The 24,593-nt window shown below is 27.0% G+C and carries 28 protein-coding genes; 21 read left to right on the plus strand and 7 right to left on the minus strand.

The window, feature by feature from the left end:
• The first annotated feature begins 60 nt into the window (after positions 1-60).
• From hemW to ypfJ, 10 genes are all read left to right on the plus strand, one after another.
• Positions 61-1,149 carry a radical SAM family heme chaperone HemW gene (gene hemW, locus AC5LG6_RS01885; protein ID WP_498585545.1) on the plus strand — a complete coding sequence of 363 codons (1,089 nt, stop codon included), beginning with the start codon at positions 61-63 and terminating at the stop codon, positions 1,147-1,149.
• A 12-nt stretch (positions 1,150-1,161) separates the two neighbouring features.
• Entirely contained in the window at positions 1,162-2,001 is an 840-nt protein-coding gene (prmC, locus tag AC5LG6_RS01890; protein ID WP_498585546.1) for a peptide chain release factor N(5)-glutamine methyltransferase, read from the plus strand.
• A 26-nt stretch (positions 2,002-2,027) separates the two neighbouring features.
• Positions 2,028-3,992 (plus strand): M3 family metallopeptidase, encoded by a 1,965-nt coding sequence (locus AC5LG6_RS01895; RefSeq protein WP_498585547.1) that lies wholly within the window; start codon positions 2,028-2,030, stop codon positions 3,990-3,992.
• 62 nt (positions 3,993-4,054) lie between these two features.
• Entirely contained in the window at positions 4,055-4,597 is a 543-nt protein-coding gene (locus AC5LG6_RS01900) for a hypothetical protein (protein WP_431399774.1), read from the plus strand.
• A 9-nt stretch (positions 4,598-4,606) separates the two neighbouring features.
• A complete protein-coding gene (locus tag AC5LG6_RS01905) occupies positions 4,607-4,882 on the plus strand; it encodes a hypothetical protein (RefSeq protein ID WP_066359882.1) in 276 nt (91 codons plus the stop codon).
• 69 nt (positions 4,883-4,951) lie between these two features.
• On the plus strand, positions 4,952-5,317 hold the full coding sequence (locus AC5LG6_RS01910) for a YbgC/FadM family acyl-CoA thioesterase (RefSeq protein WP_498585548.1): 366 nt from the start codon (positions 4,952-4,954) through the stop codon (positions 5,315-5,317).
• A complete protein-coding gene (locus tag AC5LG6_RS01915) occupies positions 5,318-5,788 on the plus strand; it encodes a phospholipase D-like domain-containing protein (protein ID WP_498585549.1) in 471 nt (156 codons plus the stop codon).
• Positions 5,789-5,821: 33 nt separating this feature from the next.
• On the plus strand, positions 5,822-7,039 hold the full coding sequence (locus AC5LG6_RS01920) for a M48 family metallopeptidase (protein ID WP_498585550.1): 1,218 nt from the start codon (positions 5,822-5,824) through the stop codon (positions 7,037-7,039).
• Positions 7,036-8,205 carry a DNA recombination protein RmuC gene (locus AC5LG6_RS01925; protein WP_434240190.1) on the plus strand — a complete coding sequence of 390 codons (1,170 nt, stop codon included), beginning with the start codon at positions 7,036-7,038 and terminating at the stop codon, positions 8,203-8,205. The genes AC5LG6_RS01920 and AC5LG6_RS01925 overlap by 4 nt, the downstream gene beginning before the upstream one ends.
• A gap of 3 nt (positions 8,206-8,208) precedes the next feature.
• Positions 8,209-9,096 (plus strand): KPN_02809 family neutral zinc metallopeptidase, encoded by an 888-nt coding sequence (gene ypfJ, locus AC5LG6_RS01930; protein ID WP_498585551.1) that lies wholly within the window; start codon positions 8,209-8,211, stop codon positions 9,094-9,096.
• Here the strand turns inward: ypfJ and AC5LG6_RS01935 are convergent.
• From AC5LG6_RS01935 to AC5LG6_RS01945, 3 genes are read right to left on the minus strand one after another with little or no spacing between them, the layout of a single operon-like run.
• Positions 9,093-9,992 carry a DMT family transporter gene (locus tag AC5LG6_RS01935; RefSeq protein WP_228280904.1) on the minus strand — a complete coding sequence of 300 codons (900 nt, stop codon included), beginning with the start codon at positions 9,990-9,992 and terminating at the stop codon, positions 9,093-9,095. The two genes, ypfJ and AC5LG6_RS01935, sit on opposite strands and share 4 nt — an antisense overlap.
• Positions 9,992-11,212 (minus strand): molybdopterin molybdotransferase MoeA, encoded by a 1,221-nt coding sequence (locus AC5LG6_RS01940; protein ID WP_066222993.1) that lies wholly within the window; start codon positions 11,210-11,212, stop codon positions 9,992-9,994. Before AC5LG6_RS01940 ends, AC5LG6_RS01935 begins: the two co-directional genes overlap by 1 nt.
• Before the next feature lie 2 nt (positions 11,213-11,214).
• On the minus strand, positions 11,215-11,412 hold the full coding sequence (locus tag AC5LG6_RS01945) for a hypothetical protein (protein WP_066157412.1): 198 nt from the start codon (positions 11,410-11,412) through the stop codon (positions 11,215-11,217).
• A gap of 112 nt (positions 11,413-11,524) precedes the next feature.
• Between AC5LG6_RS01945 and AC5LG6_RS01950 the strand changes: the two genes are divergently transcribed.
• Complete coding sequence (locus AC5LG6_RS01950; RefSeq protein ID WP_260923988.1) at positions 11,525-12,307, plus strand: tRNA 2-thiocytidine biosynthesis TtcA family protein; 783 nt, start codon at positions 11,525-11,527, stop codon at positions 12,305-12,307.
• Complete coding sequence (locus AC5LG6_RS01955; protein ID WP_066222999.1) at positions 12,304-12,798, plus strand: 2-thiouracil desulfurase family protein; 495 nt, start codon at positions 12,304-12,306, stop codon at positions 12,796-12,798. The genes AC5LG6_RS01950 and AC5LG6_RS01955 overlap by 4 nt, the downstream gene beginning before the upstream one ends.
• 18 nt (positions 12,799-12,816) lie before the next feature.
• On the opposite strand, the gene AC5LG6_RS01960 is transcribed toward AC5LG6_RS01955, so the two are convergent.
• Entirely contained in the window at positions 12,817-13,056 is a 240-nt protein-coding gene (locus AC5LG6_RS01960; RefSeq protein WP_187472438.1) for a hypothetical protein, read from the minus strand.
• Positions 13,043-13,537, minus strand: coding sequence for a putative metalloprotease CJM1_0395 family protein (locus AC5LG6_RS01965; protein WP_422170302.1), 495 nt, complete (start codon positions 13,535-13,537; stop codon positions 13,043-13,045). Before AC5LG6_RS01965 ends, AC5LG6_RS01960 begins: the two co-directional genes overlap by 14 nt.
• A 138-nt stretch (positions 13,538-13,675) precedes the next feature.
• Between AC5LG6_RS01965 and AC5LG6_RS01970 the strand changes: the two genes are divergently transcribed.
• Together AC5LG6_RS01970 and AC5LG6_RS01975 are read left to right on the plus strand one after the other, a co-directional pair.
• On the plus strand, positions 13,676-14,233 hold the full coding sequence (locus AC5LG6_RS01970; RefSeq protein WP_066168608.1) for a CDP-alcohol phosphatidyltransferase family protein: 558 nt from the start codon (positions 13,676-13,678) through the stop codon (positions 14,231-14,233).
• Positions 14,230-15,144 (plus strand): Ppx/GppA phosphatase family protein, encoded by a 915-nt coding sequence (locus tag AC5LG6_RS01975; protein WP_081560192.1) that lies wholly within the window; start codon positions 14,230-14,232, stop codon positions 15,142-15,144. Before AC5LG6_RS01970 ends, AC5LG6_RS01975 begins: the two co-directional genes overlap by 4 nt.
• 7 nt (positions 15,145-15,151) lie before the next feature.
• Here AC5LG6_RS01975 and AC5LG6_RS01980 read toward each other — a convergent pair whose 3' ends face one another.
• Entirely contained in the window at positions 15,152-15,943 is a 792-nt protein-coding gene (locus AC5LG6_RS01980) for a hypothetical protein (RefSeq protein ID WP_066168614.1), read from the minus strand.
• Positions 15,944-16,115: 172 nt separating this feature from the next.
• On the opposite strand from AC5LG6_RS01980, the gene AC5LG6_RS01985 reads away from it, so the two are divergent.
• From AC5LG6_RS01985 to AC5LG6_RS02005, 5 genes are all read left to right on the plus strand, one after another.
• The gene (locus AC5LG6_RS01985) at positions 16,116-17,813 is read left to right on the plus strand and encodes an acetolactate synthase large subunit (RefSeq protein WP_498585552.1); all 1,698 of its coding nucleotides are present in this window, start codon (positions 16,116-16,118) and stop codon (positions 17,811-17,813) included.
• Positions 17,813-18,310: an acetolactate synthase small subunit gene (gene ilvN, locus AC5LG6_RS01990; protein ID WP_066157384.1), complete on the plus strand. Its 498-nt coding sequence runs from the start codon at positions 17,813-17,815 to the stop codon at positions 18,308-18,310. Before AC5LG6_RS01985 ends, ilvN begins: the two co-directional genes overlap by 1 nt.
• Positions 18,311-18,313: 3 nt before the next feature.
• A complete protein-coding gene (gene lpxD / locus AC5LG6_RS01995) occupies positions 18,314-19,261 on the plus strand; it encodes a UDP-3-O-(3-hydroxymyristoyl)glucosamine N-acyltransferase (protein ID WP_260899175.1) in 948 nt (315 codons plus the stop codon).
• A gap of 95 nt (positions 19,262-19,356) precedes the next feature.
• Positions 19,357-21,495, plus strand: a complete 2,139-nt coding sequence (locus tag AC5LG6_RS02000; RefSeq protein ID WP_498585553.1) for a DNA translocase FtsK — start codon at positions 19,357-19,359, stop codon at positions 21,493-21,495.
• Positions 21,496-21,518: 23 nt separating this feature from the next.
• Positions 21,519-22,226 carry an SDR family NAD(P)-dependent oxidoreductase gene (locus AC5LG6_RS02005; protein WP_498585554.1) on the plus strand — a complete coding sequence of 236 codons (708 nt, stop codon included), beginning with the start codon at positions 21,519-21,521 and terminating at the stop codon, positions 22,224-22,226.
• Positions 22,227-22,257: 31 nt separating this feature from the next.
• Here the strand turns inward: AC5LG6_RS02005 and AC5LG6_RS02010 are convergent, their stop codons facing one another.
• A complete protein-coding gene (locus tag AC5LG6_RS02010) occupies positions 22,258-22,410 on the minus strand; it encodes a hypothetical protein (protein ID WP_192941052.1) in 153 nt (50 codons plus the stop codon).
• A gap of 101 nt (positions 22,411-22,511) precedes the next feature.
• Here AC5LG6_RS02010 and hpf point away from each other — a divergent pair, with 101 nt between their 5' ends.
• On the plus strand, positions 22,512-23,042 hold the full coding sequence (gene hpf, locus AC5LG6_RS02015) for a ribosome hibernation-promoting factor, HPF/YfiA family (protein WP_066157375.1): 531 nt from the start codon (positions 22,512-22,514) through the stop codon (positions 23,040-23,042).
• A gap of 81 nt (positions 23,043-23,123) precedes the next feature.
• Complete coding sequence (gene der / locus AC5LG6_RS02020; protein WP_498585555.1) at positions 23,124-24,587, plus strand: ribosome biogenesis GTPase Der; 1,464 nt, start codon at positions 23,124-23,126, stop codon at positions 24,585-24,587.
• Positions 24,588-24,593 lie beyond the last annotated feature (6 nt).

The following is a 24,593-nucleotide window of genomic DNA, read 5'->3' on the forward strand; positions in this document are numbered from 1 at the left end:
AGTCATAAATATATTTTTCCTTATAATTAGGCGTTATTTTATAAAATATAGGATTAAAAATTGCTTTTATATATACATATTCCCTTTTGTGACAGCAAATGTTTTTACTGTGCATTTAACTCATATACAAATAAAAATAGTCAAAAAGAGGCATATATGAGAGCTTTAAAAATTGATTTAGAGCAGAATTTAAAATATTTAAAAGATAAAGAGATAAAGTTAAATACCGTTTTTATAGGTGGTGGGACTCCATCAACTGTTGATGCTTCTTTATATGAAGATATTTTTAAATTAATAAATCCACATATTTTAGAAAATTGTGAAATTACAACTGAAGCAAATCCAAATAGTGCCACAAAAGAGTGGTTGGAAAAAATGTATAGTTTTGGAGTAAATAGAGTTAGCTTTGGAGTACAAAGTTTTGATGATGAGAAGTTAAAGTTTTTAGGTAGAAATCACAATAGACTTAATGCTATTAAAGCGATACAAAATGCAAAATGTATAGGCTTTAATAGTATTAATTGCGATATAATATATGGAGTTACAAATGATACTTTTGAGCTTTTAAAAAGAGATTTTAACACTTTAAAAGAGCTAGAAGTTGAACATTTAAGTGCATATAGTTTAATAATAGAAGAGGATACAAAATTCTTTTTAAATGAAAAAGAGCTTCAAAAAAGTAAAAAAAGCTTAAAAATTGATGATGAAGACTTAAGTTATGAAATATTTAACTACTTGAAAAATATAGGATTTAATCAATATGAGATAGCAAATTTTAGTACTAATGAAAAATTTGAATCAAAACATAACTATGGATATTGGTCTAAAGATGATTATATAGGAGTTGGAGCTGGAGCTGTTGCTTGTATTGAAAATAGAAGAATGTATAAGCAAAAAAATATAGAAAAATATATACAAAATCCAGTTTATGAAGATATTGAAGAGTTAAGTAGTGATGATATAAAAGCTGAAAAAGTACTTTTAGGATTTAGATGTAAGTTTGGAGTTGATTTAAATATACTATCTTCTAAAGAGCTTAAAAAAGTGGATGATTTAGTAGTTGAAAATAGGGTTTGTATAAAAGAAAATAGGGTTTATAATAATAATTTTCTACTTGCAGATGAAATAGCGCTATATATTTTAGATTAAAAAAGAGGTAAAATGACAATAAAAGAGTGTGTAAAAAAATACACAGTATATTTAAAAAATATTACACATATTCCAGCAAAAGAGGTAGAGATATTAATCATGCATTTATTGGATAAAAATGTGATTTGGTTACATCTTAATTATGATAAAGCTTTTACAAAAGAGCTAGAATTAGAAAAATTGGTAAAAAAAAGAGCTACAAATTTTCCTTTAGAGTATATTATAAAAAAAGCCTCTTTTTATGGTGAACAATTTTTTACAGATGTGGATGTTTTAATTCCAAGACCAGAAACCGAGCTTTTAGTTGAAAATGCTTTTGAGATTTTAAAAGAGGTAAAAAATCAAGAAAAAGCAATCAAGGTTCTTGAAATTGGAACAGGGAGTGGAATAATTTCTGTTATGCTAGCAACACTTTTAAAAGATAAAAATATAGATTTTATAGCTGTTGATATAAATCCAAAAGCTATAGAATTAGCAAGAAAAAATGCAAAAAAATTTGAAGTTTTAGAAAGAATAGATTTTAGACTTAGTAATTTATTTGAAAATGTAAAAGAGAATGATATTTTTATGCTTATTTCAAATCCACCGTACATTGCAAATGATTATAAATTACCAAAAAATGTAGAGTTTGAACCATCAAATGCACTTTTGGGTGGAGTTGTAGGAGATGAGCTTTTGAAAAATATTATAGATGGTGCAAACAGTAGAAAGATTCCTTATGTGCTTTGTGAAATGGGATTTGATCAAAAAAAGAGTTTAGAAGAGTATTTTAAAGAGTTTAATGTAGAATTCTACTCTTTTTATAAAGATTATGAAAAATTTGATAGAGGATTTACTCTAAAATTTAAATAAAATGAATAATAATAAAGGATAAAAATATGTTTAAAGAGTTTCATATAGAGAATTTTGAGAATTCAAGTAAGCTTTTAGAAGAGCTTTTAAATAATAGTAGAGTTGAAGTTGAAAAACTTTTAGAAATTAAAAATAAAACTTATAAAAATTTTGTATTACCTTTTGCTGAAATAGGGGAGAAGATAAATGAATTTATAACTCCAATATTCCATTTAGATTCTGTAAAAAATTCAAAAATAACTTCTAAAGTATATGAAGAGTGCCTTCCTCTTATCTCAAAATATGAGAGTGAGATAAGTCAAAATGAGAATATTTATATATCTTTTAAAAATATACAGTCTAATGAAAAAAGTACTTTAAGCAATATACAACTTAAAGTATTAGAAAATGAGATAAGAGATTTTGAATTATCAGGTTGTCAACTAGAAAATAATAAAAAACAAAGATTAGAAGAGATAGATTTAGCTTTGGGTGAATTATCACATAAATTTTCACAAAATATTTTAGAGGCAACAAACTCTTTTTCTCTTATAATTGAAAATTTTGAAGATGTAAAAGAGATACCAAAGTCGGATTTAGAGTTAGCAAAATTTGAAGAAGATGGAAAAACTAAATATAAATTTACACTTCAAATGCCATCTTATATAGCTTATATGACTTATGGAACTTCTAGAGAAAAAAGAGAAGAACTATATAAAGCATATACAACAAGAGCACCACAAAATGGAGAGCTTATAGAAAAAATTTTAGCTTTAAAGGATGAAAAAGTAAAAATATTAGGATTTAAAAACTATGCTTCATATTCATTGGCTACAAAAATGGCAAATAGTGAAGATGATGTTATAAACTTTTTGGAAGAGTTGGGAAATAAAGCAAAAGAAAAAGCAATGAATGAGCTAGAAGAGATTAAACAAATAGCAAAAGAAGATGGTGTTGATGACTTTAGAGCAAGTGATATTAGTTTTTATAGTGAAAAATTAAAAAAAGCACAATATGATATTGATGAGGAGTATTATAGACCATACTTTGAGCAAAATAGTGTTTTAAATGGTTTTTTTACTGCTTTAAATGAGTTATTTGATATTGAGTTTAAATCTTCAAATGCATCTTCTTGGGATGAAAAAGTAAAAGTTTATGATATTCTGGAAAACAATAAAACAATAGCTAGGATATATATAGATTTAGAAGCAAGAGATGATAAAAGAGGTGGTGCTTGGATGAACAACTGGCACTCATATTACAAAGATTCAAATAACAAAATAAATCTTCCAACAGCTTATATAGTAGGAAATTTTCCTCAATCAACAAAAGATATTCCATCTTTATTAAGACATAGTGATGTGGTAACGCTTTTTCATGAAATGGGACATGCACTTCATCATCTTTTGAGTAAAGTTGAAGAACCAACTGTTAGTGGAATATCTGGAGTTGCTTGGGATGTTGTAGAGTTTCCATCTCAGTTTTTAGAGTATTTTTCTTACGATAGAGATATTTTAAAACTATTTGCAAAGCATTATCAAACTGGAGAAGTTCTTGATGATGAGGCAATATCTAGATTAATAAAAGCAAAAAATTTCCAATCATCAATGGCAACAGTTAGACAAATAGAGTTTGCTTTGTTTGACTTTAAACTTCATCAAAAACTATACAAAACTGAATTTGAGATTCAAGAGTTGTTAAATAGTATTAGGGATAAATTTTCTGTCATAAAAACACCAGAGTATAATAAGTTTCAAAATAGTTTTTCTCATATCTTTTCAGGTGGATATAGTGCAGGATATTACTCTTATAAGTGGGCTGAAGTACTTAGTGCAGATGCTTTTTATATGTTTTTGGATTCAAAAAATGTATTAAATAAAGAGTTGGGATTGAAATATAAAAATTGTGTGCTTAGTTGTGGTGGAAGCGAAAATATGGATAAATTGTTTTTCGATTTTGCACAAAGAGAACCTAAAATTGACTCTCTTTTGAAAATAGATGGAATTATTTAGCTAAATTTTGTAATAATACCATTTCATAAAATTTTTATATAAGCAATAAAGGATTAAAGAATATGACAAATGCAGAAACTATTTTAAAACTAAACGAAGCTTTAACAAGCTTAATAAAGGCATATGAGGAGCTTCAAGGAGAGAATGGAGTTCTTAAGCAAAGAGTAAATGAGTTAGAAGATGAAGTTTTAAATCTAGAGTTGATAAAAGAGGATTTAGAGAAAAGTGTTAATGAGCTTAAGAGTAATACAGAGGAAGATAAAAATACTATTTATAGTATGCTTGGTCAAATTGAAGGAATATTAAATAAAACTACTTCTTCTATAGCTACAGTAGAAGAAACAAAATACGAAGAAGTAAAAAAGGTAGATGACAACAAAGCTTTTAATCCAGTTATTTCTCAAAATCTTTTAGACAACTCTTTTGATCATAAAAATGAAACAGAGTTAGAACTTGATAAAAAAGAGGAAGAAAATATCTTTGCTTATGAGCAAAACAGCACAAATATTTTAAATGAAGAGAATAGTTTATATAAAAAAGAAGATGACAACAAAATAGATTTATCGGATGGAAGATTAGACTCTATTCTTGGAATAAAGCAGTAAAATTAACTCATGTTTGTTAACATAGATAAAAATATTATTTTAAACATTTTTGGAGTAGATACTTTTTATGGATTAGAGAAGGTTTTAGATAATATGTCTCCATCTTTAGTTGAGTATCATCTATCTAATTTTTTAGATAGTGATAACTCAAGCTATTTTGATAAAAAAAATATTGAAACTACTTTTAATATTGGTGATTATAATTTACATATTGATTATAATGATAATATATTTATTGAATTAAATAAAACTGAAGAAAACTCACAAACACTAACTTTTTGGTAAATAAAAATAGCAGAAAGTTTTAAAAATCAAGATATAAATATTTTAAAATCTATAAATAAAGGATTATAATTGAAAATAAGAGTTTATTACGAAGATACAGATTGTGGAAATATGGTTTATCACTCAATTTATTTAAACTATTGTGAAAGAGCTAGAAGTGAGTTGTTTTTTAAAAAAGGTTTACTTCCTCATTCACAAGATGAGTTTTTTGTTGTAAAATCGTGTGAAGCAAACTGGATAAAATCTGCAAAATTTGCAGATATTTTAGATATAAAAACAGAACTAATTGAGAAAAAATTAGCTTCAATTATTATGAAACAAGAGATTTACAGAGATGATGAGATTATTTTTGAAGCAAAATTTAAGTTAGCATTTTTGAAATTTGGGAAACCATCAAAAATACCACAAAATATATTTGAAATATTGGAGAATTAAATGAAAAAACTATTATTTATACTAATACTTGTTATAAATAGTTACTCAAATGAACTTTTTACACTTCCTGATGAATCCAATTTTCTAAGAGAGAAAATTAGATATGAAATTTTAAGTTCAAAAGAGTCTATTTTTATTGCTATGTATAATTTTTCATATAAAAATATTGCAAAAGATTTAATAAAGGCTTCAAAAAATGGAGTAAAAGTAACTGTTGTTTTGGATAAAAATAAGGTTGAGGCAAATGATAAAATCTATAATTTTTTAAAAGAGGCAAATATAAAAGTAATCATTCCAAATGATTCAAAAAAAATGCATCTTAAAACTATGATTTTTGATGATAAATTGGCTTTAATTGGTAGTTTAAATTTCACAAAAAAATCTTTTGAAAATAATCATGATTTAGTATATTTTACTAAAGATAGAAAAATTATTCAAAAATTAAAAGATATTAGAGCAAAATTTGAATAAAATATATACTATTTTTTAAATAAGGATTTATATTTGTTACAATTTTTTGTTATAGCATATTGTTTTTATCTTTTTTTTACAATTTATACATCTTTTATGCAAATTGGATTTGTAAAAGATGCAACTAAAAAAAAGGCTATTATTTTAAGTACAAAAAAATATCATGAAGCAGCAAATTATAGTATTGATAAAGAAAAATTAGCAATTTCTAGTTCATTTTTCGATTTTATTATTTTTATCATTTGGTTAAGTTTTGGTCTTAAATTTTTAGATGCTCAACTAAATATTGATAATCCAATTTTAAAAGCTGTTTTATTTATAAATTTATTTATTATAATAAACTGGTTTTTATCTTTACCATTTTCTTTGTATCAAACTTTTAAATTAGATAAAAAGTATGGTTTTTCAAATATAACACCAGCTTTATATATTAAAGATACGATAAAATCTGCATTTCTTATAGTTGTTTTTGGTTCGCTTGTAATTGCAGGAATTTCATATATTATTTTAAATTTTCCATCTTGGTGGATATTTGGTTTTATTTTTATTTTTGCAGTTATTGTTTTAATAAATATGCTTTATCCTCTTATTAGAGATAAGATGTTTGATAAGTTTGAAAAGCTAAAAGATGTTGAACTTGAAGAGAAAATAAATGCCCTTTTAAAAGAGGTTGGTTTTAAAAGTAGTGGAGTATTTAGTGTCGATGCAAGTAAAAGAGATAGTAGATTAAATGCTTATTTTGGAGGTCTTGGAAGCACAAAAAGAGTTGTTTTATTTGATACTTTAATTGAAAAATTAACTCATAATGAACTTTTAGCAGTTTTAGGGCATGAACTAGGACATTTTAAAAATGGTGATATTCTTAAAAACATAGGAATCATGGGATTAGTTATGTTTATTTTCTTCGCTATTTTTGGAAATTTAAATGATGAACTTTTTTTAAGTTTAGGATTAAAAAATGAACCTTATGCAATTATTGTAGTTTTTTTAATCTTTTCAACAGTTTTAAGCTTTTTCCTAATGCCTTTGATTTCTTTGATTTCAAGACACAATGAATATGCTGCGGATGATTTTGGAGCAAACTTATCTAGTAAAGAGGATTTAGTAAAAGCTTTGCTAAAACTAGCAAATGAGAATAAATCTTTTCCATATTCTCATAAGCTTTACATATTTTTTTACTTCTCTCATCCCCCTTTGATAGAGAGATTTAAAGAGCTGGGATATGATGTTGAAAAAGAGAAATTTATATGATTTTTGAATTTGAAAGTACAAATTTCTTTCTAGTAGTTGCAATAGTTATTATACTATTTGCAACTATTTTATTTTTTGTAGTTGAGAAGTATAAATCAAAAATAAAGAGTTTAGAGCTAGAAAAAGAGTTTTTAGAAGCTTCTATAGCTCAAAATAGAGAAAATCAAGCTTTACTAAAAGCTGAGATAGAAAATATTACTTCTAAAATTTTTGAAGATAATGCAAAAAAATCAAACCAAAATATAAATCAAATTTTAGAACCATTTAAAGCTCAATTAAATATATTTGGAAATAGGGTAAATGAAGTTTTTACAGAAGAGACAAAACAAAGAAGTTCACTTTTAACAGAGATAAAAAATTTAAAAGAGTTAAATAATCAAATCTCTAATGATGCCTTAAATCTTACAAAAGCACTAAAAGGTCAAAATAAGATTCAAGGTGATTGGGGAGAGATGATTTTAGAATCTATTTTAAATCAATCAGGACTTAGAAGAGATATTGAATATAAAGTTCAAAACTCATTTAGAACTAGCGAAGGAAATCTTGTAAGACCTGATGTTATTGTTCATCTACCCACAAATAAAGATATTATAATTGACTCAAAATTATCTTTAAACTCTTATGTTGATTATTTCAATAGTGAAGATGAAATAGAGAAAAAAGAGTCAATTTCTAGGCTTTTAAACTCTATAAAAAATCATATTAAAGATTTAAGTTCAAAAAAATATGAAAATATTGACTCATTAAGAAGTTTGGATTTTGTTTTAATGTTTATTCCTATAGAAGGAGCTTTTTCTATAGCATTATCACAGAATAGCAATATTTTTGAAATGGCTTTAAAATCAAATATCGTTATAGTTTCTCCAACAACTTTGTATTCAAGTCTAAAAGTTATTGAAAATCTTTGGCAAGATAATAGACAAAGTGAAAATGCGAAAGAGATTTCAAAACAAGCAGCAGATTTATATGATAAATTTGTAGGATTCTTAAATGATTTTGAAGATATTGGAAAAAGTATAGATAAAAGTAAAGAGTCTTATGACAAAGCAATAAATAAATTAAGTAGTGGAAGAGGAAATTTAATCTCAAGAAGTCAAAAGTTTTTAGAGCTTGGAGTAAAACCAACAAAAGAGATCTCTAATAAATATATTAAAGATGAAGAGTAAAATATGAGATGGGAAAATAATAGAAGAAGTTCAAATATTGAAGATAGAAGAGGTGAGTCTCATAATTTTGGAGGCAATTCAAGAGGAAGTTCTATTGTTTCATTATTACCTTTGATTAAATCTCTTTTGGGTACAAAAATTGGAAGAGTTATTTTAATTATTGGTTTAGTTTTATATTTTGGATTTGGAATAAATCCATTATCATTTATTGAAGGTGAAGCAACTTCTCAAACACAAACTAAAAACGTAGTAAATCAAGAGTATGATAATAGACAAGCTGCATTTGTTAGTGCTGTTTTAGCTCAAACAGAGGATATTTGGAGAGAAATTTTTGTACAAAATGGTCTAGCATATAGTGATGCTAAACTTGTACTTTTTAGAGGGGCAGTTAAAAGTGCTTGTGGATTTGCGTCTTCTGCAACTGGACCTTTTTATTGTCCAAGTGATAAAAAAGTATATATAGACCTATCTTTTTTTGATGAATTAGCAAAAAAATATAAAGCTCCTGGAGATTTTGCACAAGCTTATGTAATTGCTCACGAAATAGGGCATCATGTACAAAATCTATTAGGAACTTTAAATAAAGTTCAAAAAGAAAAAAGTAATATTTCAGCAACTAAACAAAATGCTTTACAAGTAAAAGTTGAATTACAAGCTGATTGTTACTCTGGAGTTTGGGCGCATCATTCAAAAGCTATGTTTGATTCAATAGAAGAGGGTGATTTAGAAGCTGGATTAAAAGCTGCTAGTGCTATAGGAGATGATACTTTACAAAAAAAATCACAAGGTTATGTTGTTCCTGATTCATTTACTCATGGAACTTCAAATCAAAGAATGGAAGCTTTAAAAAAAGGTTTTTATAGTGGAGATATAAAAGATTGCTCTTTTTAACTCTTTTTTCTAAATAATCTAAAAAAGCTTAGATTATTTAAAATATATATTGCAATCATTGCTAAAATAACACCAATAATTGTTGTAAATTCAATCTTTTCATCTAAGAAAATATTTCCTATGATAATAGCACTTGCTGGAACTAAAAAAACGAAACTAGAAACCTCTTTTGCACCATATTTAGCGGCTCCAAAAAAGTAAATAGATGTTGCAAATGTTGTACTTAAAATAGTAATTACAAACATATTAAACCAAAAAATTGTATCAAACTCTAATATTTTTACAAAAATAGAACTATCAATATAAAATATATATAAAGTAGCACTAGATATTATATAAGTATAAGTTGTAAATACAAAAGCATTTATTTTTATTGATTTAGCAGTAATTATAGTGATAATTGCCCATAAAGTTGAGGCTATTATAAAATATATATTATCTTTGCTAAATATAGCTTCAATGCTAAATTGGTATATATTTATCATATTTAAAACACCAAAAACTCCCAAAATTAAAGCAAAAGAGTGTTTTAAACTAATAGTTTTTTTATTTAAAATTGCTACAAAAATATATGTTATGATTGGAATCATTGAAGGAACCATTGCTCCGCCTAAACTTCCAGTTCCATGTTCAACTCCCCAAAACATAAAAATACTATATAAAACTAAAAAAAATGATGCAAAAAGTATCAAAATTGAAGTTTTTAGATCTAATTTATATTTCATGTTTGTAAAAAATATTATAGGAGCCATAGATATAAAGCATATTCCCATTCGTAAAAATACCATCTCATAGGCATTTATATAGTTTGTAAGAACTTTTGTACTAATCCAAGATGCTCCCCAAAGTATCATAGATACAACAAGAAGCAGATAAAAAATATTTCTGTTTTCCACTATTTTAAATTGTTTAGCAAAATAATATCTACCAAATCTCCTGATTTTATATCAAGGCTATCTTGATTTTGGATTAAAAGTGCTGGATTACCCAACATATTTGTTAATATAGCACTTGTCCCAGATTTTTTGCCAACAAAATCGATAATGTACTCACCATTTTTATACTCAACATTACAAGCTGTAAAAATTGTTTTATCTTGAGTTCTTTTTAAATCTTGATTTATTCTAGCTTTTACTATTGGTAAAGATTGATTTGCTTTTCTAAATTTAAAAATCAAAGGTAAAACATACAAAATAGCTGTAACAGTTGAAGAGTATGCAAATCCTGGAAGCGCTACTATAACTTTTTCATCTTTTAAAGCTATAAGTATATGAAGTCCTGGTTTTATCAAAACACCATGAAATAAAATTTTTGCTTTTAATCTATCTTTTATTACATCTTGAACAAAATCATAATCTCCAACACTAACTCCACCTGTTGTTACAACAATATCAGCTTTTTTAAGTGAACTTTCAAAGAAATTTGTAATAGTATCTATATCATCAATAATTGGTCCCATTTGTAATACTTCAGCACCATTACTTCTAAAAAGTGCCTCTAGTGTAAGATGATTTGAGCTTCTTATTTGAGAATCATTTGTTTGAGTAACACCCAAATCTAAAATTTCACTTCCTGTACTAGCAACTGCAATAGTTGGATTTAAAAAGACATCAACTTGAGGAATATTTAAAGAAGCCATAACCCCAACTTCACTAAAACCAATTATTGTTCCTTTTTTGATTAAAACTTCATCTTTTTTGTAGTTTTCTCCAATATTTCGCACAGCAAAACCAAAAGGAACTGGTTTTATAATTTTTATCTTATTTTTATCTACTTCCACATTTTCAATTGGAACTAAAGTATCGCTTCCTTTTGGCATTAAAGAACCTGTAAAAGTTTTTATACAACTACCATTTTCAACACTTTTTTCTACTACAAATCCAGCTGGATTTTTATCAATAATTTCTATAAAATCATTGCTTATATCTTCAAATTTTATAGCATATCCATCCATTCCCGAAGTTGGAAATTCAGGACTATTATGATCGGCTACTATATCTTTAGCTAAAACTCTTCCTATGGCATTTGTGATAAAAAGTTTTTGAGTTGGAATTTTATCAAATACTATACTATTTATAATCTCTAAAGATTTGTTATATGAAATAAAATCTCTCATAATTATTTCCCCAGTCTATTGTATTTTAGAATGATTAATTGTTCAAAAAGCATATCTCCAAAACCTTCTGGTAGGTTTTCATTTTGCTCTTCTACACTTAAAATAATTTTTTTTATCTCTTCTTCTTTCATATATATAACTATAGGTAAAAGTGTCTCTTTGATTTTGTCTATAAATATTTGTTCTTCTTCGATTGTCATTTTATATCTTTTTGATTAAATTTTAAAGAGTCGATTATATAATATTTTATTAAAATAGTTTATTAAAACTTTTTAGATATAATCCAAAAAAAATAATTTAGGATTTTTAAAATTGATAGAAATAAGTAAAAAAATAACTACAAATGTTGGTAGAACAAACGCACAGTTTGGATTGATAAAAGAGAATGATAGAATTATGATTGGATTTAGTGGGGGGAAAGACTCTTTAACTTTATTACATACACTAAATAGAATGCAAAAAAAAGCACCCTTTAAATTTGATTTTAAAGCAGTAACAATTACTTATGGAATGGGAGAACAAATAGAATTTTTAAGTAATCATTGCAAAGAACATGGTATAGAACATGAAATAATTGATACTCAAATATTTGATCTTGCAGGTGAAAAAATAAGAAAGAATTCTTCATTTTGTTCATTTTTTTCAAGAATGAGAAGAGGATATTTGTACACAACAGCTTTAGAGCAAGGTTACAATAAAGTAGCTCTTGGACATCATTTAGACGATGCAATGGAGTCTTATTTTATGAATCTATTTTATAATGGAACTATGAGAACTATGCCACCAATATATAAAGCAAGCAATGGTTTAGAAGTAATTCGTCCACTCATATTTTGTAGAGAGAGACAACTTCGTGCTTTTGCAGATTCAAATGAGATTAGAGTTATTGGTGATGAAGCTTGCCCAGGGCTTAGATTTGATGTTAAAATGCCTCATGCAAGAGCCGCTACAAAAGAGTTATTAGCAAAACTTGAAGAGCAAAATCCAAAGATTTTTGTATCTATGAAAGCTGCATTTAGTAATATACAATTACCTACATTTTTTTATAAAGATTTAAAAGATATAAAATTAAATATTGAAGATGAAAATATATGAGAATATTGGTTTCGTCATGCCTTTTAGGAGAAGACACAAGATATGATGGATTAAACTCTAGTATTGCATTAAATCCTAAATTTAGATTTTCACAAAAAGAACTTTTTATGGATATTATGTGCGAAAATGAGATTTTTTCGATCTGCCCTGAAGTTGCAGGTGGTTTAGGAATTCCAAGAAATAAAGCAGAGATAAAAAGCCATAATAAACCTTTTATGGTAATTGATGAAAAAGAAAATGATGTAACTATAAATTTTCTAATTGGTGCAAAAAAAGCTCTTGATATATGTTTAGAAAACAGTATAAAAGTAGCACTGTTTAAATCAAAATCTCCATCATGTGGTAATATTGAAGTTTATGATGGAACATTTAGTAAAAAACTCGTACTTGAAAAAGGATTAACGGCAAGATTGCTTGAAGAAAATGGAATTAAAGTTTTTAATGAAAACCAATTAGAAGATTTAAAAAAGTTTATAAAAGAAAATAGATGAAAGCATAAGTTTGATAACTTATGCTTTTAAATCAAGTAGTCTTTCCATAGCAACAGCTTGAATCTCAATACTTTTTGCATTTGCGCTATATGCTATTATTTCAGGAATTTGCTCAACCATAGCAGAAGTTATATCTTTTGCAGCATCTTGAAACTGTGGGTCAGCTGTTGTATTTGCAACTTGAGCAATATTAGATGCTTGTTCTTGAATTTGTAAACCAGCTCCTAACATAGCATTTAGATTATTATCTATTCTCATAATTAGCTCCTTCTTGTATAGATTGTATTAACATTTTATTTAAATTTGCAGCTTGTGCAATAGAACTATCAGCTCTACTTAAACCATCAGGAGAAGATGAAGCTTTTTGTAGTTCATCTAATTTTTGTATCGCTTCATCTTTATCTTTTGGAATAGATGTATCAAATCTTACACTTCCTCCAATTGCATATAGCTTTCCATCTGGTCCCATTTGATAATCATACTTAATAGGAGTTGTAGTAGTTCCTAAACTAGCATGTAACTGCTCATGATTTCTAGTTTCCATATCACTAGATTTAAATCTATTTAAAACTCTCTCATAATCTTTTTCATCATATTTAGAAATAGGATTTGTGCTATCACTTTTTTCAAAAGTTGATTTTTCCAACTCTTTTTTATCAATATTTGCTAACTCACTTCTTTTTAAAGCTAATTCAGAATATATTGTGGAAGCACTTAAATAATCGTTTTGTATTTCCATTTTTTTACCTATAATATAATTTAATGTTATTGTAACATAAAATATTAAAGAAGATTATATAAGAGAAATTTTTATATAAACTATATATTGAGCTAATATATAGTAAAATTTCAGCTATTTAATTTTAAAAGAGGGAAAATGAATTTTTTATTCAATAAACATAGTCACTTCAATCTTGCAAATATTGTAACTTTTTTTAATATCTCTTGTGGAATTTTTGCAATATATTTTTTAACTCATGATGAGTTTATGGGGGCTGCTCTTTTTGCTTGGCTAGCTGGCGCATTTGATATATTTGATGGTAAAATAGCAAGAAAATATAATCTTTCAACTGAATTTGGAATTCAACTTGACTCTTATGCTGATTTTTTATCTTTTGTAATTGTTCCTGCAATGTTTATATATTTTGCTATTTTTGATGGAAAAGAGTCATTTTACAATATGGCTTTAATAGCGTTTGTTTTTATTTATTATGTTATTTCTGGTCTTAGAAGACTTATTCAATTTAATATAAATGCAAATGAAGGTGAAGTTGAAAAATATTTTACTGGTATTCCAACACCCTTAGGAGCAATTCTTCTTTGGGTAGTATATTTAATATACTTAACAGATTATGTAAATGAGTATTTTGTCTTAGGTTCTATAATAATTATTGGATATTTATTAAATTCAAAAATAAAGATCAAACATTTATGAAAAATGAAGTCATAACAATTGATTTAGGTTCAAACTCTTTTAGAGTGTTAAAATATGACTGTTTGAATTTTAAAATAATAGATGAATATCATCAAGTTGTTGGACTTGCTGATGGTTTAATAAATAGTGGATTAATAAGTTTTGAAGCTTTAAATAGAGTAATAGATGCAATAAATATTGCAAAAGATAAGTTGAGTTTTAAACCAGAAAATGCAGTTTGTGTAACAACTGCTGCTATGAGAAAAGCAAAAAACTCACAAGAAGCATTAGATTTTATTGAAAAAAATAGTGGTGCAAAATTTAAAATAATAGATTCAAATGAGGAAGCAAGACTTACTTTACTTGCTATAAAATATGCTTTAAAACGAGAGAAAATAGATACACAAAACTTTATATTACTTGATATTGGTGGTGGTTCAACAGAGCTTATAGTTAATTTTGAGAATAATTTTTATATAAAAAGTTTTGATTTTGGAATAGTTACAATGACACAAAAATCTTCAAAAGATGGAAAGTTATTTGAAGATTTAGAAAATCAAAAAATAGAAATAAAAAAGTTTTTATCTACACTTGATTTTTCAATAAAAGATTTCCCATTTATTGCAACAGCTGGCACTCCAACAACTATTGCTTCAATAAAATTAGGATTTAGCTATTTTAATTATGATAAAAATATAGTAAACGGAACTATTTTGGATATAAAAGATTTAGAAGATAGTTTAAAACTTTTAAAACAAAAAACAATTGAAGAGTTAATTGAAATGGTAGGAAAAGGTAGAATTGAATATTTAGAAATTGGAACATATATTTATAGATTATTTTTTGATGCTTTAGAAAAAGAAAACTCTATTGTATTTGATGATGGATTAAGAGAAGGTGTTGCTATAAATTACGCTTTAAGTAAAAAGTGAAGCTCCGTTAAGAAAGGAGTCTTACACTTTGCTCTTGAATTACATTAGCTTGTGAAGCAGCTAAATATCCAGCATTTATATTTATATTTGCTTTTGAGAAGTTACTTGATTCTCTTCCAAAATCAATAGTTTGATTATAGTTTTGTTCTATGATTTTATTTTTTGCATCAGCTTGTAGCTGTTTTGAAAAATCTACAAATTGACCAGATAATTCTTGAAGTTGTTTTGAAGTATTTGTTACTTTATTTAAAGCATTTTCAACATTTTGTGGATTGTTTAAGTCGTTATTGTTGACAACATCAAAAATATCATTTGTAAAATTTGCAACATTTGGTTTATCGATTGAAAATAGATTATTGCTAGAGCTTATTTGTATACTCTCTTTTTCGTCATTATATCTACTTGCAATAAGATTTTCTTCTTTATATTTTGTATCAAAAGCTTGTTGATTGAAGTTTCTTAACTCTTGATTTATCTCTTGCTTTAAATCATTTTTATTTTCATAATTTTGACTATTTTCGAGTTTATTTTGAATATTTTTCATAAAATCTTGAAGTTTATCCATTGAAGCTTGTGAGATTTGAGATTTTGCAATACCATCATTTATTGATTGAATATCTTGAGAGAATTCACTTTTTAAAATAGAACTTCTACTTACAGCTAAAGCTTCTGATGAATTGTTTTTAAAATCATCAATACTATATTTTAGTTGTGCTTTATTTAAAGCAATGTTAGAATTATTGTTTAAATTATTTAAATTCTGAATACTGCTTGTACTATTTATTGAACCTATATCCATATGTAATCTCCTTAAAAAAGATTTTATGATTTATTATATCAGAAAAATAATAAAATATTTTAGGGTCAAATAGAAAATATAGATAAATTAACTATTTCATAGCTTTTAAAAACGATAATTTAATCAAAAATTGAGTAAAATCTAAACTTATTTTTAAATATTGGAGAATCGCATGAAAATGAGTGGCGCAAAAATGGTAATTGAATCATTACATCAAGAAGGGGTAGAAGTTGTATTTGGATACCCAGGTGGTGCCATTATGAACGTCTATGATGAGATTTACAAGCAAAATTATTTTGAACATATTTTAAACAGACATGAACAAGCTTGTGTTATTGCTGCTGAAGGCTATGCTAGAAGTACTGGAAAAACTGGAGTTGCAATAGTTACTTCAGGACCTGGATTTACAAATGCAATAACTGGTATAGCAGATGCTTATATGGATTCAATCCCTATAGTAATAATTTCGGGGCAAGTTCCAACAACAATTATTGGAACGGATGGTTTTCAAGAAATAGATGCTGTTGGTATTTCAAGACCATGTACAAAGCATAACTATTTGGTAAATAAAATAGAAGATTTACCAAGAATAATAAAAGAGGCATTTCATCTAGCAAGTACTGGAAGACCAGGACCTGTTCATGTTGATATTCCAAAAGATATTACAGCACAAATTGGAGAATTTATCTATCCTAGTGAAGTAAATATGGCAACATATAAACCTACATTAAACTACAATAAAAAGCAGTTAAAAAGGGCTATGGAAGCTATTTCAAATGCTAAAAAACCTCTTTTATATATTGGAGGAGGAGCTATTTTATCAAATTGTGGATATGAAATTAGAGATTTAGCAAAAAAACTAAATATTCCAGCTGTTGAAACTTTAATGGCAAGAGGAGTTATGGGAGATGAAAATCCACTTTTCTTTGGAATGCTAGGAATGCATGGAGAGTATGCTGCAAATATGGCAGCTCATGAAACAGATTTATTAATCTCTTTAGGTGCTAGATTTGATGATAGAGTTACAGGAAGGCTTGATGAATTTGCATCTAAAGCAAAAGTTATACATATAGATATTGACCCAACAAGTATTGCAAAGCTTGTGGTTGCTGATTATCCAATTGTTGGAGATTTAAAACTTACAGTTCAAGCTATGATTGAAGATGCTGAGAATTATGAGATAAATGATTTCTCAAATTGGGTTGAATTACTTAAAGATTATAGAGAAAAAGAGCCTTTAAGATATATTGATACAGATGATTTGATAAAACCTCAATGGCCGATTCAAAGAGTTGGAAAAATATTAGGAGATAATGCAATTATTTCTACAGATGTTGGGCAACACCAAATGTGGACTGCTCAATTTTTCCCATTTTCATACCCTAGACAATGGATAACAAGTGGTGGTTTAGGAACTATGGGATTTGGATTACCAGCAGCACTTGGAGCTGCTAGAGCATTCAAAGGTACAAATAGAGTAGTTGTTAATTTCACAGGAGATGGATCAATTTTAATGAATATTCAAGAGCTTATGACTTGTAGTGAATATGAGTTACCTGTAATAAATATTGTTTTAAACAATAACTATTTGGGAATGGTTAGACAATGGCAAACTATGTTTTATGAAAATAGACTAGCCGAAACTGATTTAACTGCGCAGCCTAAATTTAAGATGTTAGCAGAAGCTTTTAACTGTTTAGGTTATACAGTTTCAACTAAAAAAGAGTTTGATGAAGCTTTTAAAGATGCAGTTGAGAAGAGAAAACCAGCAATGATAGAGGTAATTGTTGCAAGAAATGAAGAGGTATTACCAATGGTTCCAAATGGACATTCTTTAAATGAGATGACTTTATTAAAAGGAGATAGATAATGAGTAATTTTAATAGTTATTATAATAGTGAAATAATAAGACAAGTTATCTCTGTAGTTGTTTTAAATGAACATAATGTTTTATCAAGAATTGTTGGGCTTTTTTCAGCTCGTGGTTACAATATAGACTCTTTAACAGTAGCACCAATGGAAGATAGCCCATACTCAAGAATGACTATAGTTACAACTGGTGATAAAAGAGTGATTGATCAAATTGTAAAACAACTAAATAAACTAATTCCTGTTCTAAAAGTAAATGAACACAAAAATGTTATAGAGAAAGATACAGTTTTGATGAAGTTCTCAATTGATAATAATCTTGCTGATATAGATGTTATAGCAAGAGCATATCATGGAAGTATTCAAAATGTTACTCATGATTCAATTATAGTTTCTGCAACAGATTCAAGTGATAGAATTATAAATTTTATAAAAGTTATGGAAAAGTTTAATCCACTTGAAGTTGTAAGAAGTGGAATTGTTGCTATGGAGAGATAATTTATGAAATTACAAGAGATATTAGATTATTTAAATATTTCTCAAAATTGTGATATTGAGATTAGTGGATTAAATGGTCTAAAAGATGCAACAAGTAACGAGCTTAGTTTTTTAGAGAGTTCCAAATATATAAGTATTTTAAAAGATACAAAAGCAGCAGCTGTTTTTGTAAACAAAGAGTTTGAGCAAGATGTTCCATCTGGAACTATTGCAATAGTATGTGATGAACCATATATAAATCTAGCAAAAGCTAGTAAACTTTTTGCTCCAAAACTTATTGAAAGTAGTGGAAATGAGCCAATAATTGGAGAAAATACAACAATTATGCCAAATGTACATTTGGGAAAAAATGTAGTTATTGGTAAAAATTGTACTATCATGTCTGGAAGTTTTATAGCAGATTGTGTAACTATCGGAAATAACACAATAATTTATCCAAATATTACAATTTATAGAGATTGTAAAATTGGAGATGATTGCATTATTCACTCTGGAACTGTTATTGGAAGCGATGGTTTTGGTTTTGCTCACACAAAAGATGGAAAATATATCAAAATATATCAAAATGGAAATGTAATAATAGGAAATGATGTAGAAATTGGTGCAAACTGTACAATAGATAGAGCTGTTTTCTCATCTACTATTATTGAAGATGGCGTAAGAATTGATAATCTAGTTCATATAGCACATAACTGTAAAATTGGTCGAGGTTCTATTTTAGTTACTCAAGTTGGACTATCAGGTTCTACAACTTTACAGCCTTATGTTATTATGGGTGGACAAAGCGCTACTTCTGGACATCTAGAAATTGCTGCATTTTCAACTATTGCAGCTCGAGGTGGAGTTACAAAATCTATAAAAGAGCCTAAAAAAACTTGGGCTGGTTTTCCTTTAATTGAGCATAGAGATTGGCTCAAACTTCAAGGAAAAATATCAAAATTACTAAAATAAAAGGATTTATTATCGCTAAGAAAGTCGTTTCATTAATTATTTTATTTATAATTTTATATTTTCAATTTACAACTTTAATTAGTACAAAAGATGTTGTGGGAAATGTTGGAGCTAGTTTTGCTAATTTCTCATTTAAATATTTTTCATATTTATCTTATATCTATTTACTTTTTCTAATTTATCCTTTGTATCTTATAAATTTTAAAAAAGGGCTTGATTATAAAGATTTAATTCTAAATATATCAGTTGTATTTCTATTTTTATTTATATCTTTGATTTTTCAAACTCTTTTGGTTGAAAATCCTTATGAAAGAGGTGAAATTGGTAATATTTTAGTAGATTCTCTTTCACCTTTTATTGGACAAGCTGGATTATATATTTTTGTTTTAATTGGTTTTAGTATCTGTCTTTTGATTCTTTTTGAAACTTTAAATATAACAATTGAGGATTTAAAAAAGTTAAAAGGAAGAATAAAACTAAGACAAAATAGTCTAAAAAATGCAAATGATCAAAAAGTAGGCAATCCTAAAATTCAACAAAAATTTGAACAAAAAATATATCAAGAAAAACCAAAATCTATTCCAAAAATAAAAGAAGAAGAAGAAATAATTTTTGAAAATCAAGAATCTTCTCAAGAAGAATCATATAAAGAAGAAGATGGTTTCAAAATATTAGAAAAAACTCAAGAAGAAGATATTTTTAGTGAAATTACAAATAATAATCAAATCAATAATAATATAATTGTAGATGAACTCGAAGAGAATGCAAAACTTCTAAGTGAATTAGAGTTTGGGAAAACTGAAAAACCAAAAGATTTTATGCTTCCACCAACTAGTTTTTTTCAAGAAGCACCAAAAGAGAATAAAACAAAAGTAAATGAGGCATTTATTGATAAAAAAATTGCTGATTTACTTGATAAACTTGCAATGTTTAAAATAGATGGGGATGTTGTAAGAACTTATACAGGACCTGTTGTTACAACTTTTGAGTTTAAGCCAGCTCCAAATGTAAAAGTTTCCAAAATACTAAGTCTTCAAGATGATTTAGCAATGGCTTTAAAAGCCCAAACAATAAGAATTCAAGCTCCTATTCCTGGAAAAGATGTTGTTGGAATTGAGGTTCCAAATGAAGATACACAAACAATTTATTTAAAAGAGATGCTTGATAGTGAGATTTTCCAAAACTCTAAATCTCCTTTAACTATGATTTTAGGAAAAGATATTGTAGGTAAACCTTTTGTAACCGATCTTAAAAAACTTCCTCACTTACTAATTGCAGGAACAACTGGAAGTGGAAAGTCTGTTGGAATAAACTCTATGATATTATCACTGCTTTATAAAAACTCACCAGATAATTTGCGACTTGTAATGATTGATCCAAAAATGCTTGAGTTTTCAATGTATAATGATATTCCTCATCTATTAACTCCAGTTATTACAAAAGCTGTTGATGCAATAAATGCTTTGGCAAATATGGTTGGGGAGATGGAAAGAAGGTACTCTTTAATGGCAAAAACTAAAACAAAAAATATTGAAAACTTCAATGAAAAAGCCCAAAAAGAAGGACTTCCTACAATGCCATATATTGTTGTTGTAATTGATGAGTTAGCTGATTTAATGATGACAAGTGGAAAAGATGTTGAATACTCAATTGCAAGACTTGCTCAAATGGCAAGAGCTAGTGGAATTCACTTAATAGTAGCAACTCAAAGACCATCAGTTGATGTTGTAACTGGACTTATAAAAGCAAATTTACCAAGCAGATTATCATATAAAGTGGGCCAAAAAATAGATTCGAAAATTATACTTGATTCTATGGGTGCTGAATCGCTTTTAGGAAGGGGAGATATGTTATTTACTCCTCCAGGAACTCCTGGAATTGTGAGAATTCATGCTCCTTGGAGTACTGAAACTGAAATTGAAAAAGTTGTTGAATTTTTAAAAGATCAAAGAGAAGTTGAATATGATATGAATTTTATTAAAGATAAAAATTTAGGTTCAAGTTCTAATGGTTCAAAAGGTGCTAAGAATATTAGTGATGAAGATATAGTTTTAGATGATTTGTATGAAGATGCAAAAGAGGTAATAATAACCGATAAAAAAACATCTATCTCATATCTTCAAAGAAGATTAAAAATAGGGTACAATAGAGCTGCAACAATTATTGAACAACTAGAAAAAACAGGTGTTCTAAGTGAAGTTGATGCAAGAGGAAATAGAGAAATTTTAGTTTAATAAATTTAAATAAGGATATAAATATGTGTTTTGAAAATAAAGTTGTATTTATTACAGGTGCAAATGGTGGTTTGGCTAAATCTTTTATTGAGGCTTTATTAAAAGAGAATGCAAAAAAAATATATTGTACAGCAAGAGATTTAGAAAAATTAGAAGAACTAAAAAAATTATCATCAAAAATAGAGATTTTTAATTTAGATATTACAAAAAAAGATGAATTAGAAGATATAGCTTCTAAAATAGAGAATATTGATTATTTAATAAATAATGCTGGTGTAAATAGCTTAAAAAGAGTTTTTGATGATAGTAAAATTGATTTTGAAGTAAATCTATTTGGAACACTAAATAGTTGTCAAATATTATCAAAAAAGTTAAATAAAAATGGATCTATTATTAATATTACATCAATTTTAGCTTTAATAAATCTTCCTATAATGGGACTTTACTGTGCTTCAAAAAGTGCTTTACACTCTTTAACTCAAGCTTTTAGAGCAGAGTTACAAAAAGAAAATATAAAAGTGTATGAAGTTTTACCAGGACCAATAGATACAAATATGACAAAAGGGCAAGATATGCCAAAAAGTTCAGCTTCTTATATAGTTTCAAATATTATAGATGGAATAAAAAATGAAGAGTTTGAAATCTATCCTGATGATTTTTCTAAAATGGTTAAAAGAAGACTAAAAGATGATAAAGAAAATTTAGAAAAAGAGTTTTTAAACTCTTTGTAAAACAATTAAATAAGGTTATTTATAATCTTATTTAATCAAACTTTTTAAAGTTGTCATCTTCACTTCCATCTTTTTTTCTATTTTTAAATCTCCACATTGTAATAAAATATTTAAAACTTGTAAAAGTAAGAATCAAAGCAATTAAAAAAAATATAAAGTATGAAATCAACAATAATATTTCCATAAGTAGACCTTTTATTGGTTTTGACTAAATTTTATCAGAAATTCTCACAGAATAAAAGAAAATTATGCTAGAATAAAGAGATTTTATTTTAAGGAGTAATTATGAATACAAGTATAGTAGGAAGACATATAAAACTTACGGACGCAATAAAAGATTATATCAATAGTTCAATTGATACATTTAAAAAATATAACTTGGATATTATTTCGGTTACTTCTACGATTGTTGGAGATGAAAAAGCAAAAGGTTTTACTTTTGAATTCTCTTTAAATATTGCAAATATAGATACAGTTGTTATTAAACAAAAAGATAAAGATTTATATACTGCAATTGATATAGCAACAGATAGAGTATCAAAAGTTCTAAGAAGACATAATGATAAAATAACTGCTCATAAAGCAACGAAATTTAGTGAAGCTGTTGAAGTAGAAGATGGTGTTGCAAAAGAGCTTGAAAAATTTGAAGATGAGATTATTCCTCAAAGATTAACTTCTTATAAACCAATGGATATTGAAGAAGCTTTAGAAGAGTTAAAAAATTCAACTGCACAATTTAAAGTTTTCTACGATAAAGATGATAATATGAGAGTTCTTTATAAGGCAAATGCTGCTGGAAAATTTGGACTTTATTAAAATAGAGAAAAGCATACAAAAAAGGTATTAGCTTTTGCTAGTACCTTTTTTAATTTATAAAAATAGGATTAGATAGAATTTATGGAAAAAAACTTAAAAAAGATTGCACTAATAGGGCAACCAAATGTTGGAAAATCATCACTTTTTAATAGAATAGCAAATAAAAGAATAGCTATTGTATCAGATGTTTCTGGAACAACAAGAGATGTAAGAAGACATGAAATAGAGATTATTGATAGAAGTGCATTACTTCTTGATACCGGAGGAATTGATGATACAAATGATGAAATTTTTTCAAATGTAAAAAAGAAGGCTGTAAAAACTGCAAAAGAGGCTGATATAATACTTTTTATTGTAGATGGAAAAAATATACCAGATGATAAAGATAAAGAACTATTTTATGAGCTTCAAAGATTAGGTAAAGAACTTGCTTTAGTTGTAAATAAAATTGATAATGATAAAGAACTAGAGAGACTTTGGGAATTTTTTGAATTTGGAATAGGAGAAGAGAATCTTTTTGGAATATCCGTTTCTCATAATCGTGGTACAAAAACACTTTATGAGTGGATTTATAAGCATCTTCCTGAGAATCCTGAAACAGTTGCAAGAATGGAAGAAGAAAAAAGAAGAAAAGAGTTAGAAGATGAGTTTTTTGAAGATGAGTTTGACAATGATGAAGATTTTTCTTCAGAAGGATTAGAAAAAATAGAAGAAGAGATTATTCTTGATGATACTTCAATAAATGTTGCTATTATTGGTAGAGTAAATGTTGGAAAATCCTCTATTTTAAATTCACTTGTAGGAATGGAAAGATCGGTTGTTTCAAGTATTGCTGGAACAACAATTGATCCTGTTGATGAGACATTTTCTTACAAAGATAAAGAGATAACTTTTGTTGATACAGCAGGACTTAGAAGAAGAGGAAGTATTGAAGGTATTGAAAAATTTGCATTAATGAGAACAAAAGAGATGCTAGAAAAAGCAAATGTTGCTTTAGTTGTTCTTGATGCTTCAAGAGAGCTTACAGATTTGGATGAAAAAATTGCTGGTTTAGTTGATGAATATGGTCTTGGAACAATTATTGTTTTAAATAAATGGGATGAAAATATGGATACATTCCAAAAAATGGAAGAAGAAGTAAGAAGAAGATTTAGATTTTTATCTTATGCCCCAATAATAGCAGTTTCAGCAAAAACTGGAAGAAGTATAGATAGATTAAAAGAAAAAATTATAGAGATTTTTGAAAACTATACACAAAGAATTCCAACTTCACAGCTAAACAAAGTAATAGAAGAAGCTGTAATTAGACACTCTCTTCCTAGTCCAAATGGAGCATATTTGAGAATTTATTACTCTACACAATTTAGCTCAAGACCACCAAGAATTGCCTTAGTTATGAATAAACCACAACTTTTACACTACTCATACAAAAGATATTTGATTAACTTTTTAAGAGAAAAGTTTAATTTTGAAGGAACTCCTATTCACGTTATTGCTCGTGGTAAAAATGATAAAATGGGTGATGAAGAGTATTTAGAAAAATAGGATTAT

The sequence above is a fragment of the Arcobacter thermotolerans genome (assembly GCF_983172305.1).